We start from the raw sequence: 16203 nt of genomic DNA, 5'->3' as shown, positions 1-16203 counted from the left end.
GGAGCATGACAAATCCACAGTGTCATGTAAATGACACACAACTATGGAAAAGTCGCCACATTCCGAAAAAGAACATTCATGACCATGTCGACGACTGCGCCCGGCACCCTGCTTAACCGCGAGCTGGGCATCCTAGAATTCAACGCGCGCGTCCTGGCGCAAGCCGCCGACCCCAACGTCCCGCTGCTGGAAAGGCTCAAGTTCATCTGCATCGTTTCCAGCAACCTCGATGAGTTCTTCGAAATTCGGATGGCGGGTCTCAAGGAGCAGATCCGCGACAATGCATCGGGCACGACGCCCGACGGCCTCTCGTTCCTGCAGACCTATCACCTGGTCACAGAGCGCACGCAGCGCCTCGTGGCCTCGCAGTATGACATGCTGCAGAACGTCATATTCCCCGCGCTCGAGCGGGAAGGCGTCTACTTCCACCTCATGGGCACGTGGACGGACGCGCAGCGCGGCTGGGCGCGCGACTTCTTCGTGCGCGAACTCGGGCCGGTCCTCACCCCGATCGCCCTGGATCCCGCGCATCCGTTCCCGCGCGTGCTCAACAAGAGCCTGAACTTCGTGGTCGAACTGTCCGGCAAGGACGCCTTCGGCCGCGACGCGGACCTCGCCATCGTGCAGGCGCCCCGCGCGCTGCCGCGCGTGGTCAAGATGCCGGAGAAGCTGTCGGGCTACCCCTACGGCTTCGTGATGCTCTCGTCGTTCATGCAGGCGTTCGTGCACGAGCTGTTTCCCGCCATCGACGTGCAGGGATGCTATCAGTTCCGCGTCACGCGCAATTCGGACCTGTTCGTTTCCGAGGACGACATCACCGACCTTCGCGAAGCGCTGCAGGGCGAGCTGCCCGCGCGCCATTTCGGCGACACGGTGCGGCTCGAGGTCTCGTCCGACACCCCCGCCCCGCTCGCGCGCCGGCTGCTGCTGGAGTCGGGACTCGGCGAGCAGGACCTGTATCGCGTGAGCGGGCCGGTGAACCTCGTCCGGCTGATGCAGATTCCCGACCTGATCGACCGGCCGCTGCTCAAGTACCCGCCGCACGTGGCCGCGCCGGTCAAGGCGTTTCCGCCCGGCGCGCCGATGTTCGACGTGATCCGCCATCAGGACGTGCTGCTGCACCACCCGTACGAAAGCTTCAGCTCGGTGCTGGACCTGCTGCAGCTGGCGGCGGCCGATCCGAACGTCGTGGCCATCAAGCAGACCGTCTACCGCACGGGCAACGAGTCCGCGGTGATGGAAGCGTTGATGTCCGCCGCGCGCAACGGCAAGGAAGTCACGGTCGTGGTGGAACTGCTCGCGCGTTTCGACGAAGAGACCAATATCAACTGGGCCGAGCGGCTGGAATCGGCGGGGGCGCACGTGGTGTACGGCGTGGTCGGCCACAAGTGCCACGCCAAGATGCTGCTGATCGTGCGGCGCGAGCCCAGCGACGGCAAGAGCATGGTCAAGGGCAAGTCCGTTCAGCTGCGCCGCTACGCCCATCTGGGCACGGGCAACTATCATCCGCGCACGGCGCGGCTCTATACGGACTTCGGCCTGCTCACGGCCAACGAGAAGGTCTGCGAGGACGTGCATCACGTGTTCCAGCTGCTGACCGGCACCGCGGGCACGATCCGGCTGAATCATCTGTGGCAGTCGCCGTTCACGATGCACAGCAACCTCGTCGAGCATATCCGCAACGAGGCCCGCAACGCGCGCGCCGGCAAGTCCGCGCGCATCATCGCCAAGATGAACGCGCTGCTGGAGCCTTCGATCATCGAGGAACTCTACAAGGCGTCCCGCGCGGGGGTGAAGATCGACCTGATCGTGCGCGGCGTCTGCGCGCTGCGGCCCGGCGTGCCCGATATGTCCGAGAACATCACGGTGCGCTCGATCGTCGGCCGCTTCCTCGAGCACCACCGCGTCTACTACTTCCGCGCGGGCGGCGAGGACGTGCTGTACCTGTCCAGCGCCGACTGGATGGACCGCAACCTGTTCCGCCGCGTCGAGGTCGCGTTCCCGATTCTCGACCGCGCGCTCAAGGCCCGCGTCATCAAGGAAAGCCTGCAGGTCCATCTTCGCGACAACGCGTCGGCGTGGATCATGCAGCCCGACGGCGAGTATGCGCGGAAGCCTTCCCGCGCGAAGAAGGCGTACGTGAGCCAGGTGGAACTGCTCGGCATGTTTGGCGGCTAGTTTCGCGGCGCGCGCCGGCGGCGCGGAGATGGCAAAGATGTGTTGGGATCGGCCAGCGGGAGCGCTCACGTTCCTAGACTGGCGCAATCCTCATCAGCGATTGCCATCTCATGAAAGCCAAGCTCATTCCGTTGTTGCTCGTCGCCGGTAGCGCACTCCTCGCCACGCGGGCCCATGCCGTCAGCGGCACGATCACGTTCAGCGGCGAGGTCAAGACGAACACCTGCAAGATCAACGACCTGAAGGATAGCGCCGCGAACTTCACGGTGCCACTCCCGCATGTCTCGGCCGATGCGCTTTCCACCAGCGGCGCGACGGCCGGGCGTACGCGATTCGATATCCGTCTTTCGGACTGCAATACAGATCCTGCCGGCAGCGCGTATGTGCATTTCGAAGGCAGCAACGATGCGGATCCGCAGTCCGGCCATCTGAAACTGGAGTCCACCGCCGGCGCCAAGAATGTACAGATCGCCCTCCTTGATGCCAGCGGCAACTCCATTCCCCTGAATGGCAACGCCCCCATTCCCACCGCGGTGCCGATCGGTACCGACGGCTCGGCCACGCTGCATTACGCCGCGCAATACGTGGCCACGGGCAAGGCCCAGGGTGGCAAGGCCACGGCACGCGTGAACTTTACGATCGTCTACCAGTAAGCGCGGACATCCATCGCAGTCATGTCGTTCCGATTCGCGCGAGTAGCGAAGGTTGCCACGGCCGTCGCGGGCTTTCTCGCCAGCGGGCTCACGCACGCCTCCATCGTCATCGACAACACGCGCGTGGTTTATCGCGCGGCGGAGGCGGAGGCGACGGTCCGCCTCACCAACAGCGGCAGGCACCCCTCGCTCGCGCAGGTCTGGATCGACGATGGCGACGCCACCGCGTCGCCCGCCTCGGCCGATGCGCCGTTCGTCGTGACGCCACCCATCGCGCGTATCGACCCGGACAAGGGGCAGACGCTACGTATCGTGTACACGGGCGAACCGCTGCCGGACGATCGCGAGTCCCTGTTCTATCTCAACGTCCTCGAAGTGCCCCCCAGGCCCACGGGCGAAGCGGCACAGGGCAATCTGCTGCAGATGGCGTTCCGCACGCGCCTGAAGCTGTTCTTTCGCCCCGCATCGCTTCCCGACGCTGCCGCGGAGGCCCCCACGCGCGTGACATGGCGCGTGACCGGCCGCGCGGTGGACGGCGACCGCGGGCTGACGCTCGAGGCCACGAATCCCACGCCCTACCACGTGACGCTCATCGACATTTCGCTTGCCGAACCGAAGCACGCCGCCCCGGCGCCCCACCGCGTCGGCGGCATGCTCGGCCCCGGTGCATCCCGGCAATTCCGGCTGGAGGGTGTCGTGCGGAACGGGGTCGATCCCGCTGCGGGAACGCGCGTCAGGTTCGGTGCCATCAACGATCAGGGCGGCACATGGTACGGCGAAGCGTCGGTGCAATAGGCACAGTAGGCGCATCGGGACGATTGGTGTTGCCTGCGCAAGTGTTGCCGTGAGCCGCGCCGCGGCACTGACCCTCGCACCCGCCGCGCTCGTCGCGATCGCCGCATCCGCGCCGTCACTCGCGGCAGGCGACGCCACCACGACGCTTGCCGCGGTCGAGTTCAACATGGGATTCCTGCATGGTGACGGACCGCCCATCGACGGCTCGCGATTTGCGTACGGCAATCCCGTCCAGCCCGGTGTCCACACGCTCACGCTCTACGTGAATGGCCAGCGCGTGGGCCGCGCGGCCATCCGGCTCGCGACCGTCGCGGACCACGGTGCCCTCCCGCTGCCGTGTTTCGATCGCGCGTTGCTGCAGCGGATCGGTGTCGATCTGGCCCGCCTTTCCGCGGCTGCGAGCGCCGCCCTCGTCAGCGCAGACGACCGCTGCGATCCCGTGGGCGCGCTGGTCGAGGGCGCCACCGCGCATTACGACATGAGCGACTTCCGCCTCGATGTCGGCGTTCCGCAGATCGCGCTCGCGCGGCACGCGCGGGGCTACACCGATCCGGCGTACTGGGATGATGGAGTGCCCGCGGCCATCCTGCGCTATGACGGCAGTGTCTTCGCCACGCGGACGACACAGGCCTCCGCCGCCGGCTCCGCCATGCAGGCTTACCTCGGCCTTCGCGGCGGCATCAACCTGGGCCCCTGGCGCCTGCGCCATGTCGGCAACCTGAGCACGAGCACGCACGCGGGTGCGAGCGCGCGCTACACGCCCACGCTGACCTACGTACAACGCGCCATCGCGCCGCTCGACAGCCTGCTGATACTCGGCGACGGCTTTACCGAAGGCACGCTGTTCGATAGCGCGGGCTTCCGCGGTGTGCAGCTGACGAGCGACGACCGCATGCTGCCCGACTCGCGCCGCGGCTTTGCTCCCATCGTGCGCGGCATTGTCAATACCAATGCGCGCGTGCAGATCCGCCAGGGTGGCAACCTGCTTCTCGAGACCACCGTCGCGCCGGGCGCATTCGAGATCGACGACCTGTACCCCACGGGCTACGGTGGCGACCTCGAGGTCATCGCCACCGAGGCGGACGGCAGCGTGCGCACCTGGCGCGTGCCGTTTTCCGCCACGGTCAAGGCGCTGCGCCGGGCGTCACGCGCTTCTCGGTCACCGCCGGCCAGTATCGCCATCCATCGGTCGCCGACACGCCCTGGCTCGCGCAGGGCGTGCTGCGGCATGGGCTGAACAACGTCGTGACGCTCGAGGGCGGCGTGGCAGCCTCGCGAGACTATGCGGCCCTCGCGGGCGGCATCGCGCTCAACACCGCGTATGGCGCGCTCTCCGCCGATCTCGTGCAGACGTTCGCGGGGTCCGTACGCGGCCAGCGCCTGCGGCTGGCCTATCAGCGCCTGTTCCCCGGCATCGGCACGAGCGTGTCGGTGTCCGGCGATCACCAGATGGGCGGTAACTATCTCTCGCTCGCGGATGCCGTCATGCTTCGGCATGTCCCCGCGGGTCGCGAAGCCCCGTCGCCGAGGCCGGTCCGGCGCCTGCAGGCGCTCGTCAATCAGCCGCTGGGCGACCGCTTCGGCGCGTTGTATGTCTCCGCGGCGGTACAGGCCCAGCGGCATCGCGGTGGCCTCGGCACGCAGTTCCAGCTCGGCTACACCCATGCGTTCGGCCGACTGCGCTACAGCCTCGCGGCATCGCGCGATTTCAGCGTGGACACCGGCCGATGGAACCACCGCATCATGCTGACGCTCGGCATGCCGCTCGGCCAGGGCGCGACGACGGCGAGCGCGGCGGCCGCACTGACCTACGATCCGCGCGGCCGCACGATCGCGCAGCAGAGCCTGACCGGCAGCATCGGCGACGCGCCGACGCTGACCTATGGGCTGACCGCGAACGCGACCCGCGCGAGCCGCACGGCCGACGGCAACGACCCCGGCGAAGCGTATGGCGCCAGCGCCAACGCCACCTATTTCGGTACCATGGCGACGGTCAATGGCAACGCGGGCGCGGCATCGGGCTATCGCCAGGCAGGCGGCGGCGTCTCGGGGGTGATCGTCGGCTACGCCGGTGGCGTGGCCGCGTCGCCCGCGCAGGGCGACACGCTGGCCGTGGTGGAAGCGGACGATATTCCCGGCGCGCGCATTGCCTCGGCAAGCGGCACGCGCATCGGTCCATGGGGACGCGCGGTGGTCTCGAACCTGCAGCCGTTCGCGCGTAATGCTATCGAGATCGATCCGCGCGGACTGCCGTTGAGCGTGGAACTCGGGGAGGACACCCGTCATGTGGCGCCGACCCAAGGCGCCGTGGTCCGCGCGCGCTTCGAGACCCATCGCATGGGCCGCGCGGCGCTGATCCGCGCGCGCATGGCGGACGGCCAGCCGCTGCCCTTCGGCGCCGAGGTCTTCGCCGCCGACGGCCGCCGGATCGGTACTGTCGCGCAGGGCGGACGCGCGCTCGTACGCGGATTGCCGGAGGACGCCAGAACGCTCACCGTGACGTGGGGCGCCGATCCGCATCAGCAATGCGCGCTCGATGTCGCGCTGACGGGGGGCACCAGCGACCTCGCCGTGGGAGAAGGCCGATGTGCCGCGCCGCTATGAGATCGCCAGGGCCACCGCGCGATCGGTACTGTCGCGCAGCGCGCTCGCTCCTGCGCGGATTGCCGGCGGACGCCAGAACGCTCACCGTGACGTGGGGCGCCGATCCGCATCAGCAATGCGCGCTCGATGTCGCGCTGACGGGGGGCACCAGCGACCTCGCCGTGGGAGAAGGCCGATGTGCCGCGCCGCTATGAGATCGCCGGGGCCACCGGACATGCGCGCGCGCGTCGTGGCCATGATGTCCCCGCCGGACGGCGATCCGCATAGGCAATGCACGCGCGATGCCGCGCTGACGCGCGCCACCAGCGACCTCGCCGTCGGAGAAGGCCGATGTGCCGCGCCGCTATGAGATCGCCGGGCCCACCGGACATGCGCGCGCGCGGCGTGGCCATGGTGCCCCCGCCGGACGGCGATCCGCATCGGCAATGCACGCGCGATGCCGCGCTGACGCGCGCCACCAGCGACCTCGCCGTCGGAGAAGGCCGATGTGCCGCGCCGCTATGAGATCGCCGGGCCCACCGGACATGCGCGCGCGCGGCGTGGCCATGCTGGCCGGGCTGCTGTCCCTGCCGTGCGTCGCGTGGTCCGCCGCATGCACAGGCGGCGGGCAGACCTACGTGCTGATGCTGCCCGCCACGATCCGCGTCCTGCCTACGGCGTCGGTCGGCACCGCGCTGACGGGCTGGATCGATTCGCCCGCCGTGAACGACCACTACACCTGCGCGGCAGGCGCCGACGCCGGCATCGGCTCGCGCCTGCCCGGCGTGCGCGAAGCTGGCCTCGATATCCAGTCGGACGGTGTCACATATGCCGTCTATCGGACGGGGCTTGCGGGCGTGGGCATGGCCATCCGCCGCGACGTGAAGATCGGCGACCGGGTCTATGCGGGCTGGCACCGCGCCGGCACGCCGGGCAATGCCGCGTCATGGCAGGTCGACCGCACGCGCACACAGGGCACAGCGACACAGCCAGGCGGCATGGAAACGACCGGGGTGCGGTTCGGCGTGATGCTGGTCAAGACCGGCCCCGTCACGGCGGGCACGCTGCCGTCCGAGCTCGTCGCGGAAGGCGCCGCCGTGATCGGCGACGTCGCGCAGACGACGCCGCCACCGGTCACCTTCCGGATATCGGCCACCGCGGTGCAGCCATCCACGTGTCGCACGCCCGATGTGGTCGTCGACCTCGGCACGCATATGACGCACCGCTTCACGGGCCCCGGATCCACGACGCCACCCAGGCTGTTTCAGTTCGCGCTCAACGATTGCCCGGCCGGCCTGAACGGCATCACATACCGGATCGATGCGCGCTCCGCCATCGTGGCCGCCGACAAGGCCGTGGTCGCGCTCAATGCCGCGTCCGGCGCCACCGGCGTCGGTGTGCAGCTGCTGGATGCCGCGGGCGACCCCATGCGGCTCGGCACGCCGATCGACGTGCCCGGTTACGACACGCGCCGCGACGCCGACTATGCGATTCCGCTCGCTGCGCGCCTCTACCAGACCGGGAGCGTGGTCACGGCCGGGGCCGTGCGCGCGGAGGTGACCGTGACGCTCGACTACCGCTAGGCAACCTGGCGCGCGGCGTCCTCGGGCTCGTAGCCGCTGCGGTCCGCGGGGAAGATGATGCGGAACGTGCTGCCACGGCCGAGCTCGCTGGTCACGCGCAGATCGGCGTGGTGGCGCGACAGCACGTGCTTGACGATGGCGAGACCCAGGCCCGTGCCGCCCGTGTCGCGCGAGCGGCTGCGATCGACGCGATAGAACCGCTCGGTCAGCCGCGGGATATGCTCGGGCGCGATGCCCAGCCCCGTATCGCTGACCGAGAACACCGAATGGCCGTCGGTGAACTTCATGCGGATGGCAATACGGCCGCCGTCCGGCGTGTAGCGCACCGCGTTGGAGACGAGATTGCCGAGCGCCGACAGCAGTTCCTGCTCGGCACCGCGCAGCACCACGGCGGGATCGATCTCCACCTCGATGCGATGGCGCTGCTGCGACAGCGCCTCCGCGTCGTGCACGAGGTGCGCGGCCAGCGCGGCCACGTTGATGCGGTCGAACGTCGGCGCCTGCGCATCGCTCTCGAGCTTGGCCAGCGCCAGCAGATCCTCGACGATGCGCTGCATGCGCATCGACTGCACGAGCATCATGTCGATATAGCGATGGCGATCCTCTTCGGAGACCGGCAGGTCCCGCACCGTTTCCAGAAAGCCGGTCAGCACGGTCAGCGGCGTCTTGAGTTCGTGCGAGACGTTCGCCACGAAATCGCGCCGCATGGCTTCGGTGTTTTCCACCTTGGTGATGTCCTGGGTCAGCACGAGCTTTCGGTTCTCGCCATAGGGAAGGATCTGCACGGCCGTCACGTTGCGCTTGTGCTCACCCATGTCGCGCATGACGAGCGGCTCGTCGTAGCGCTCGCGCGTCAGGTAATGGACGAACTCGGGCCGGCGAATCAGGTGCGTGATGCGCTGGCGCACATCGCGCCGCGCATTGAGCCCGAAATGATGCTCGGCCACGCCGTTGCACCATTCGATCTGGTCGGCATCGTCGAGCATCAGCACGCCGTAAGGGGATGCCTGAATGGCCTGGATAAAGCGCGTGTGCTGCTGCTCCACCTGCAGCACCTGCGTGCGCCAGCGCTTGACCAGCCGGTGCAGGCGGTAATAGACCTCGCCCCAGATACCGAGCGCGCTCGGAATCTCGCCGTAGGCCGGCGCGTCGAGCACCTTCCACAGCCGGTTGATCTGGAACAGGTAGTACCCCAGCAGCAGGAACAGCATCGCGCACAGCGCGAGCAGTGCGGCCAATGCGCCGGCAAACAGGTAGATTCCGGCGGCGATGACGGCAAGGCTGATCAGGGCGGCCGCGGATCGGGCCCAGATGATATTCATGCGGAGGTAAGGGAATCGAACGGCTTCAGACGGCGCTCATGCGAGATTGGACCGCGTTTGCGACGGAGTGTGCCACGGAATCAAACCGGTGGCACATGGCGGATTCCCCGCAGATGCCATCGCCGCCGGGCGGATGCGATGGCACCGGATGCATCTCAGTGGCTTGGCGAGCGGGCCAGACGGTACCCGCTGCCGCGCACGGTCTCGATCATGTTGCTGTAGCCGCCCGGCGTGAGCGCCGCGCGCAGGCGCTTGATATGGACGTCCACCGTGCGTTCCTCGACGAACACGTGATCGCCCCACACCTGGTCCAGCAGCTGCGAGCGGCTATGCACGCGCTCCGGATGCGTCATCAGGAAGTGCAGCAGCCGGAACTCGGTGGGACCGAGGTCGAGCTTCAGCGGACCCGCGTCGTCCTGGCCCGTCACGCGATGCGTGGCCGGGTCCAGGCGCAGGCCGTTGATCGCCACCACGTCATCGGTCAGCTGCGGCGCGCGGCGGCGCAGCACGGCCTTGATGCGCGCGAGCAGCTCCTTCGGCGAGAAGGGCTTGGTCACGTAGTCGTCGGCCCCCGCCTCGAGACCCATGACCTTGTCCTGCTCCTCGCTGCGCGCGGTGAGCATGATGATCGGAATCTGCTTGGTGCGGTCGTTGGACCGCAGCTCCTTGGCGAAGGTCGCACCCGATTTGCCCGGGAGCATCCAGTCCAGGAGCACGAGGTCCGGCAAAACGTCGCTCATCAGCGACAGGGCCTGCTCGGCGTTGTATGCCCGGATCGGATAATGTCCCGCGTGCTGCAGGTTGACGGCGATCAGTTCCGCGATCGCCGGTTCGTCCTCGACAACGAGAATACTGCTTGGCATGTAATTTTTCTCCGCTCTTCGTCAGTCCAGTACCGCGTCAGCTCAGCGCTTCCCGCTCCATGTCTTCACGGGAGGCGTGGCGGACGTCGGTACCCTTCACGATATAGATGATGAACTCCGCGATGTTCTTGGCATGATCGCCGATCCGCTCCACCGCCTTGGCGATGAACAGGAAATCGAGCGCCACCGAGATGGATCGCGGATCTTCCATCATGTACGTAATCAGCTTGCGCACGAACGCACGGAATTCGTCGTCGATCGCCTTGTCGTCCTTGACGATGCGGGCGGCGGCCACGGTATCGAGCCGCGCGAACGCGTCCAGCGCCTGGCGCAGCAGGGAGATGGCCATCTCGCCGGACAGCTTCACCTCGGAATAGTTGATCGTGTGCGCGGCGGCGTCTTCCATGATGTGCTTGGTGCGCTTGGCGATCTTCTCGGCCTCGTCGCCCGCGCGTTCGAGGTTCGTGATCGTCTTGGAGATCGCCATCACGAGGCGCAGGTCGCGCGCCGTCGGCTGGCGGCGCGCGATGATATTGCCGCAATCCGCGTCGATTTCCACTTCCAGCGCGTTGAGCTGCAGCTCGCGCGCGATCACGCGATCAGCGACTTCGCCGTCGAAATCTGCCAGCGCGCGCATGGCCGATTCGATCTGCGACTCCACCAGGCCGCCCATCTGCAGCAGTTTGGTGTTGATCGCGTTGAGGTCGGCGTCGAACTGCGTCGACAGGTGCTTGTCAGTCATGGTGTTCTCCTGGCCGCTATGCGTATGTTACGCGCGATGTTGCGTCGGCAGTTGCGCCGTCGGTTGCGTCAGCCGAAGCGGCCGGTGATGTAGTCTTCCGTTTCCTTGCGGTGCGGCTTGATGAAGATCTTCTCGGTTTCACCGAACTCGATCAGCTCGCCCAGGTACATGTACGCCGTGTAGTCCGAGCAGCGCGCGGCCTGCTGCATGTTGTGGGTCACGATCACCACGGTGTACTCGTCCTTGAGTTCGGCGATCAGTTCCTCGATACGGCCCGTGGAAATCGGGTCCAGCGCCGAGCACGGCTCGTCCAGCAGCAGCACTTCGGGGCGGATGGCGATACCGCGCGCGATGCACAGCCGCTGCTGCTGGCCGCCGGACAGGCCGTAGCCCGACTGGTGCAGCTTGTCCTTGGCCTCGTTCCACAGCGCGGCCTTGGAGAGCGCCCACTCCACGCGGTCGTCCATCTCCGAGCGCGACAGCTTCTCGAACAGGCGCACGCCGAATGCGATGTTGTCGTAGATCGACATCGGGAACGGCGTCGGCTTCTGGAATACCATACCGACCTTCGCGCGCAGCAGCGCGATGTCCTGCTTGCTCGTCAGCAGGTTCTCGCCGTCCATGTTGATCTCGCCCTCGGCGCGTTGCTCCGGGTACAGCGCGAACATCTTGTTGAACGTGCGCAGCAGCGTGGACTTGCCGCAGCCCGACGGACCGATGAACGCCGTGACCTTGCGGTCCGGGATCGACATGTTGATGTGCTTGAGCGCGTGGAACTGGCCGTAGTAGAAGTTCAGGTCGCGCACATCGATCTTGGCGCGGACGGTATCGGGAATGTCGATGACGGTAGAGGTCATGCTCATGTCTCGCTTGAATTCGGTTATTTCTTGAACAGCATGCGCGCGACGATGTTCAGCGCCAGCACACCGACGGTGATCAGGAAAACGCCAGCCCACGCCAGTTGCTGCCATTCCGTGAACGGGCTCATCGCAAAGCGGAAGATCGTCACGGGCAGGTTGGCCATCGGCTTGTCGAGGTCCGTACTCCAGAACTGATTGGAGAGCGCCGTGAACAGCAGCGGCGCGGTCTCGCCCGCGATACGCGCCACCGCCAGCAGCACGCCGGTGATGATGCCCGCGTACGAGGACTTGACCGTGATCGACATGATCATCTTCCACTTCGGCGTGCCGAGGGCCACGGCCGCCTCACGCAGCGCGTTCGGCACCAGGTTCAGCATGTTCTCGGTGGTCCGCACGACGATCGGCACCTGGAGCAGCGCCAGCGCGCAGATGCCGGCCCAGGCCGAGAAATGGCCCATCCGGGTCACCACGAGCGCGTAGACGAACAGGCCGATCACGATCGACGGCGCCGAGAGCAGGATGTCGTTGATAAAGCGGATAAAGCTGGCCAGCATGTTCTTCTGGCCGTACTCGGCGAGGTAGATGCCCGCCAGCACGCCCAGCGGCGTGCCAATCAGCGTGGCGATTCCCACCATCACGAAGCTGCCGAAGATCGCGTTGGCCAGACCGCCGCCGGCGGTGTTCGGGGCCGGCGTCATCTGCGTGAACAGATCGAGCGACAGGCCGCCGATACCGAGCGAGATCGTGGTCCAGAGGATCCACATCAGCCAGAACAGGCCGAACCCCATCGCGGCCAGCGAGGCGGTCAGCGCATACAGGTTCATGCGGCGGCGCGAGCCCTGCAGGCGCATGCGCACTGCGTCGGCATCGGGCCGGACTGCGGGAATGGAAGACGTCGCCATGGCGTTGCTAGCTTGGTTCATTTGCCCCCCTCGTTCTTGGCAAGGCGCAGCAGCAGCAGTTTCGACAGGGCCAGCACCACGAACGTGATGAAGAACAGGATCAGGCCCAGTTCCATCAGCGCCGCGGTATGCAGGCCGGCGCCGGCTTCGGCGAACTCGTTGGCGAGTGCCGAGGTAATGCTGTTGCCCGGCGCGAACAGCGAGACGCTGTCGATCAGGTTGGTATTGCCGATGACGAAGGTGACGGCCATCGTTTCACCGAGCGCGCGGCCCAGGCCGAGCATCACGCCACCGATGACGCCGGCGCGGGTGTAGGGCAGCACCACGCGCCACATCACTTCCCACGTCGTGCAACCCACGCCGTACGCGGACTCCTTGAGCAGCGTCGGCGTGACTTCGAACACGTCGCGCATCACGGACGCGATATACGGGATGATCATGATCGCGAGGATCACGCCCGCGCACAGCAGGCCGATGCCCAGCGGCGCGCCCTGGAACAGCTTGCCGATCACCGGCACCTGGCCGATGGTCGCGGCCAGCGGCTTCTGGAAATATTCGCCGAAGAGCGGCGCGAACACGAGCAGGCCCCACATGCCGTACACGATCGACGGCACGGCCGCGAGCAGCTCGATGGCGGTACCGAGCGGTCGGCGCAGCCACGCCGGGGACAGCTCGGTAAGAAACAGGGCGATGCCGAAACTGACCGGCACGGCGATGATGAGGGCGATCAGCGAAGTCACGATCGTGCCGTAGATGGGCACCAGTGCACCGTACACGTCCGCGGGTGGATCCCACTCGGCGTTCCACAGGAAGCCGATGCCGAACTGCTTGATCGACGGCCACGCGCTAATGGCCAGCGAAACGATGATGCCGCCCAGCAGCAGCAGCGTCACGATGGCGGCGCCGCGTGTCAGCCCGCCGAACAGAATGTCGCCGGTGCGGCTTGGTGGCCGTACGGCCGGAAGATCGGACGAAGTCGCCATGGTGGAATTGGGGTTGCGTTGAAACCGATGAAGCGATGAGACCCGGAGGAACCCGGCCGGGCCGCGATACCGCCGCGGCCCGGCCGTTGGACAGGGCTTAGTACAGCGCCTTGCCCGAAGCGTCCTTCACGGACGTCTTCCACGTATTGCGAATCTGCGTCACGACCGACTCGGGCAGCGGCACATAGTCGAGGTCCGTGGCCATGGCGCCACCGCTCTTGTAGGCCCAGTCGAAGAACTTCAGCACTTCCGTACCCTGCGCGGCCTTCTCCTGGCTCTTGTGGACCAGGATGAAGGTCGCGCCGGCGATCGGCCACGCACCCTTGCCCGGCTGGTTGGTCAGGATCTGGTAATACGTCTTGCTCCAGTCCGCACCGGCGGCGGCCGCACGGAACGCGTCGTCGCTCGGCTGCACGGTTTCGCCAGCCGTGTTCTTCATGTTCAGGTGGGTCATCTTGTTCTGCTTGGCGTACGCGTACTCGACGTAGCCGATCGCGCCATTCAGACGCTGCACGAACGCGGCGACGCCTTCGTTACCCTTGCCGCCCGTGCCGCCACCCGGCCAGTTCACGGTCGTGCCCTCGCCCACCGTGTTCTTCCAGTCGGCGCTGGCCTTGGCCAGGTAGTTCGTGAAGATGAAGGTCGTGCCCGAACCGTCGGCGCGGCGCACCGGCAGGATGTCCTGGTTCGGCAGCTTGACCTTCGGGTTCAGCGAGGCAATGGCGGGATCGTCCCACTTCTTGATCTTGCCCAGGTAGATGTTCGCCAGCACTTCGCCGGTAATCACGAGCTCGCCCGGCTTCACGCCTTGCAGGTTGATCACGGGCACCACGCCGCCGATCACCGTCGGAAACTGGACGAGGCCCTGCTTGGCCAGTTCGTCGTCCTTCAGCGGCGCGTCCGAAGCACCGAAATCGACCGTCTTGGCGCCGATCTGCTTCAGGCCGCCCGACGAACCGATGGATTGATAGTTGACCTTGTTACCCGTTGCTTTTTGATAGGCGTCTGCCCATTTGGAATACACGGGCGCCGGGAACGAGGCGCCTGCACCGGTAATTTCCGCCGCGAACGCAGTGCCCGCTACCACCATCGAAACGATGCCTGCCACGGCAGTCTTGACCAGCTTCATATGTCCTCCAGAGAACATGGTTGGGGAATGACAAATTTTTGACAAGTCGAACTGTATGCGGTCTGTATGACAGTTCCGTGACATCACGCAATGTTCTTTGAAAGTGGCTTCAGCTGGCCGTTTGCGGGTAGCCAGTGTCCCAGGCGCAACCCCGCGGTTGGGTGCCATATGGAGGCGGTTAATTGATAAACTGGCAAATAAAAAGGCCAGCGCAAGGCTGGCCTTTTCGGGAGGGAGCGGAAAATCAGCGCATCACGACTGCAACGCCTTGGCGAGCGTCTGTGCCGCCCGCTCGGCGGTCTCCACCTGCTCCGCTTCCACCATCACCCGCACCACGGGCTCGGTGCCCGACGCGCGAATCAGCACACGGCCCCGGCCTTCCAGTTCGGGCTCCACGGTCGCGCGCGCGGCCGCGAGGCCCGCGTGGGTCTTCCAGTCGAAACCCTTCTCCACGCGCACGTTGATCAGCGTCTGCGGGAACAGGCTCACGCCCTCGAGCATCTGCGCCAGCGTCTTGCCGCTTCGGCGCAGCGCCGCCAGCACCTGCAGCGCGGAGACGATGCCGTCGCCCGTGGTATGCCGGTCCAGGCAGAGCAGATGGCCGGAGCCTTCGCCGCCGAGCGTCCACTTGTTGCGGTTCAGCTCTTCCAGCACATAGCGGTCGCCGACGTTCGCGCGCACGAACGCCACGCCCAGCCGCTTGAGCGCGAGCTCCACGGCCATGTTCGTCATCAGCGTGCCCACCGCCCCTTCCACCTTCTGTCCCGCGGCCTGGCGATCCCGCACGATCACGTACAGCAGCTCGTCGCCGTTGTAGAGGCGGCCCGTGGCATCGACCACCTGCAGGCGGTCGGCATCGCCGTCGAACGCGAGGCCGAGGTCCGCCCCATGCGTCTTGACCGCTTCCACGAGCTTGTCCGGCGCGGTGGCACCGTAACCGGCGTTGATATTGCGGCCGTCGGGCTGGTTGCCGATGGACACCACGTCCGCCCCGAGTTCATGGAACACGTGCGGGGCGATGTGATAGGCGGCGCCATGGGCGCAGTCCACCACGATCTTGAGGCCATGCAGGTCCTGTTCGTACGGGAACGTGCTCTTGCAGAATTCGATATAGCGGCCGGCGGCATCGTCGATGCGCCGCGCGCGGCCCAGGTCGTCCGAGCGCACGCAGACCATGGGCTCCTCGAGCGCGGCCTCGATCTGGGACTCGACGGCATCGGGCAGCTTGTCGCCATTCGACGAGAAGAACTTGATGCCGTTGTCGTAGTACGGATTGTGGCTGGCCGAAATGACCACGCCCGCCGCAAGGCGCAGCGCACGCGTCAGATACGCGATGCCCGGCGTGGGCAGCGGCCCCGTCAGCAGCACGTTGACGCCGGCGGACGTGAAGCCCGCCTCCAGCGCGGCTTCGAGCATATAGCCCGAGATCCGCGTGTCCTTGCCGATAAGCACCGTCGGCTTGCCCTGCGTGGTCTTCTGGCTCAGCGCCAGCACCTTGCCCGCGGCATAGCCGAGGCGCATCACGAAATCCGGCGTGATCGGCGACTCGCCGACCCGGCCACGTACTCCATCGGTCCCGAAATATTTACGTGTCATGTGTTCTCGTTCTC

General features: G+C 66.5%; 15 protein-coding genes and 1 pseudogene. 8 read left to right on the top strand and 8 right to left on the bottom strand.

The window, feature by feature from the left end; all coding sequences use genetic code 11:
* Window positions 1-84 precede the first annotated feature (84 nt).
* The 8 genes and pseudogenes from ppk1 to FOB72_RS03490 all read left to right on the top strand — a co-directional run bounded on the left by ppk1 (window position 85) and on the right by FOB72_RS03490 (window position 7792).
* On the top strand, window positions 85-2178 hold the full coding sequence (gene ppk1 / locus FOB72_RS03515) for a polyphosphate kinase 1 (protein ID WP_263364770.1): 2094 nt from the start codon (window positions 85-87) through the stop codon (window positions 2176-2178).
* Between the two features lie 110 nt (window positions 2179-2288).
* Window positions 2289-2831 carry a fimbrial protein gene (locus FOB72_RS03510; RefSeq protein WP_150371255.1) on the top strand — a complete coding sequence of 181 codons (543 nt, stop codon included), beginning with the start codon at window positions 2289-2291 and terminating at the stop codon, window positions 2829-2831.
* 21 nt (window positions 2832-2852) lie between these two features.
* The gene (locus FOB72_RS03505) at window positions 2853-3626 is read left to right on the top strand and encodes a molecular chaperone (protein WP_150371254.1); all 774 of its coding nucleotides are present in this window, start codon (window positions 2853-2855) and stop codon (window positions 3624-3626) included.
* Window positions 3627-3792: 166 nt separating this feature from the next.
* A pseudogene (locus FOB72_RS32920) lies at window positions 3793-5891 on the top strand (fimbria/pilus outer membrane usher protein); the annotation flags it as partial.
* A 72-nt stretch (window positions 5892-5963) separates the two neighbouring features.
* The gene (locus FOB72_RS32395; protein WP_223851471.1) at window positions 5964-6230 is read left to right on the top strand and encodes a FimD/PapC C-terminal domain-containing protein; all 267 of its coding nucleotides are present in this window, start codon (window positions 5964-5966) and stop codon (window positions 6228-6230) included.
* Between the two features lie 214 nt (window positions 6231-6444).
* A complete protein-coding gene (locus FOB72_RS32770) occupies window positions 6445-6579 on the top strand; it encodes a hypothetical protein (RefSeq protein ID WP_263364752.1) in 135 nt (44 codons plus the stop codon).
* A complete protein-coding gene (locus FOB72_RS32115; protein WP_191002182.1) occupies window positions 6576-6734 on the top strand; it encodes a hypothetical protein in 159 nt (52 codons plus the stop codon). Before FOB72_RS32770 ends, FOB72_RS32115 begins: the two co-directional genes overlap by 4 nt.
* On the top strand, window positions 6731-7792 hold the full coding sequence (locus FOB72_RS03490; RefSeq protein ID WP_191002181.1) for a fimbrial protein: 1062 nt from the start codon (window positions 6731-6733) through the stop codon (window positions 7790-7792). The genes FOB72_RS32115 and FOB72_RS03490 overlap by 4 nt, the downstream gene beginning before the upstream one ends.
* Here FOB72_RS03490 and phoR read toward each other — a convergent pair.
* From phoR to glmM, 8 genes are all read right to left on the bottom strand, one after another.
* Complete coding sequence (phoR, locus tag FOB72_RS03485; protein WP_150371250.1) at window positions 7789-9114, bottom strand: phosphate regulon sensor histidine kinase PhoR; 1326 nt, start codon at window positions 9112-9114, stop codon at window positions 7789-7791. The two genes, FOB72_RS03490 and phoR, sit on opposite strands and share 4 nt — an antisense overlap.
* A gap of 155 nt (window positions 9115-9269) precedes the next feature.
* Window positions 9270-9977, bottom strand: a complete 708-nt coding sequence (phoB, locus tag FOB72_RS03480) for a phosphate regulon transcriptional regulator PhoB (protein WP_150371249.1) — start codon at window positions 9975-9977, stop codon at window positions 9270-9272.
* Window positions 9978-10014: 37 nt separating this feature from the next.
* A complete protein-coding gene (gene phoU / locus FOB72_RS03475; protein ID WP_150371248.1) occupies window positions 10015-10719 on the bottom strand; it encodes a phosphate signaling complex protein PhoU in 705 nt (234 codons plus the stop codon).
* A gap of 68 nt (window positions 10720-10787) precedes the next feature.
* Window positions 10788-11576, bottom strand: coding sequence for a phosphate ABC transporter ATP-binding protein PstB (gene pstB, locus FOB72_RS03470; RefSeq protein WP_109582615.1), 789 nt, complete (start codon window positions 11574-11576; stop codon window positions 10788-10790).
* A gap of 23 nt (window positions 11577-11599) precedes the next feature.
* Window positions 11600-12502, bottom strand: coding sequence for a phosphate ABC transporter permease PstA (pstA, locus tag FOB72_RS03465; RefSeq protein ID WP_150371247.1), 903 nt, complete (start codon window positions 12500-12502; stop codon window positions 11600-11602).
* Entirely contained in the window at window positions 12499-13464 is a 966-nt protein-coding gene (pstC, locus tag FOB72_RS03460; protein WP_150371246.1) for a phosphate ABC transporter permease PstC, read from the bottom strand. Before pstC ends, pstA begins: the two co-directional genes overlap by 4 nt.
* A gap of 97 nt (window positions 13465-13561) precedes the next feature.
* On the bottom strand, window positions 13562-14593 hold the full coding sequence (gene pstS, locus FOB72_RS03455; RefSeq protein WP_150371245.1) for a phosphate ABC transporter substrate-binding protein PstS: 1032 nt from the start codon (window positions 14591-14593) through the stop codon (window positions 13562-13564).
* A gap of 252 nt (window positions 14594-14845) precedes the next feature.
* Window positions 14846-16189: a phosphoglucosamine mutase gene (gene glmM / locus FOB72_RS03450; RefSeq protein WP_150371244.1), complete on the bottom strand. Its 1344-nt coding sequence runs from the start codon at window positions 16187-16189 to the stop codon at window positions 14846-14848.
* Between the last annotated feature and the right edge of the window lie 14 nt (window positions 16190-16203).

The sequence above is a fragment of the Cupriavidus pauculus genome, assembly GCF_008693385.1.
GTDB classification, from domain to species: Bacteria; Pseudomonadota; Gammaproteobacteria; order Burkholderiales; family Burkholderiaceae; genus Cupriavidus; species Cupriavidus pauculus_D.
The sequence above is the reverse complement of the archived record's forward strand: the minus strand, read 5'-3'. Positions and strand labels throughout refer to the sequence as shown.

What these genes read in the sequence shown, in the direction of transcription:
- ppk1 (WP_263364770.1), top strand. Translation starts at nt 85, where the DNA reads ATGTCGACGACTGCGCCCGGCACCCTGCTTAACCGCGAGCTGGGCATC.
- FOB72_RS03510 (WP_150371255.1), top strand. Translation starts at nt 2,289, where the DNA reads ATGAAAGCCAAGCTCATTCCGTTGTTGCTCGTCGCCGGTAGCGCACTC.
- FOB72_RS03505 (WP_150371254.1), top strand. Translation starts at nt 2,853, where the DNA reads ATGTCGTTCCGATTCGCGCGAGTAGCGAAGGTTGCCACGGCCGTCGCG.
- FOB72_RS32395 (WP_223851471.1), top strand. Translation starts at nt 5,964, where the DNA reads ATGGGCCGCGCGGCGCTGATCCGCGCGCGCATGGCGGACGGCCAGCCG.
- FOB72_RS32770 (WP_263364752.1), top strand. Translation starts at nt 6,445, where the DNA reads ATGCGCGCGCGCGTCGTGGCCATGATGTCCCCGCCGGACGGCGATCCG.
- FOB72_RS32115 (WP_191002182.1), top strand. Translation starts at nt 6,576, where the DNA reads ATGAGATCGCCGGGCCCACCGGACATGCGCGCGCGCGGCGTGGCCATG.
- FOB72_RS03490 (WP_191002181.1), top strand. Translation starts at nt 6,731, where the DNA reads ATGAGATCGCCGGGCCCACCGGACATGCGCGCGCGCGGCGTGGCCATG.
- phoR (WP_150371250.1), bottom strand. Translation starts at nt 9,114, where the DNA reads ATGAATATCATCTGGGCCCGATCCGCGGCCGCCCTGATCAGCCTTGCC.
- phoB (WP_150371249.1), bottom strand. Translation starts at nt 9,977, where the DNA reads ATGCCAAGCAGTATTCTCGTTGTCGAGGACGAACCGGCGATCGCGGAA.
- phoU (WP_150371248.1), bottom strand. Translation starts at nt 10,719, where the DNA reads ATGACTGACAAGCACCTGTCGACGCAGTTCGACGCCGACCTCAACGCG.
- pstB (WP_109582615.1), bottom strand. Translation starts at nt 11,576, where the DNA reads ATGACCTCTACCGTCATCGACATTCCCGATACCGTCCGCGCCAAGATC.
- pstA (WP_150371247.1), bottom strand. Translation starts at nt 12,502, where the DNA reads ATGAACCAAGCTAGCAACGCCATGGCGACGTCTTCCATTCCCGCAGTC.
- pstC (WP_150371246.1), bottom strand. Translation starts at nt 13,464, where the DNA reads ATGGCGACTTCGTCCGATCTTCCGGCCGTACGGCCACCAAGCCGCACC.
- pstS (WP_150371245.1), bottom strand. Translation starts at nt 14,593, where the DNA reads ATGAAGCTGGTCAAGACTGCCGTGGCAGGCATCGTTTCGATGGTGGTA.
- glmM (WP_150371244.1), bottom strand. Translation starts at nt 16,189, where the DNA reads ATGACACGTAAATATTTCGGGACCGATGGAGTACGTGGCCGGGTCGGC.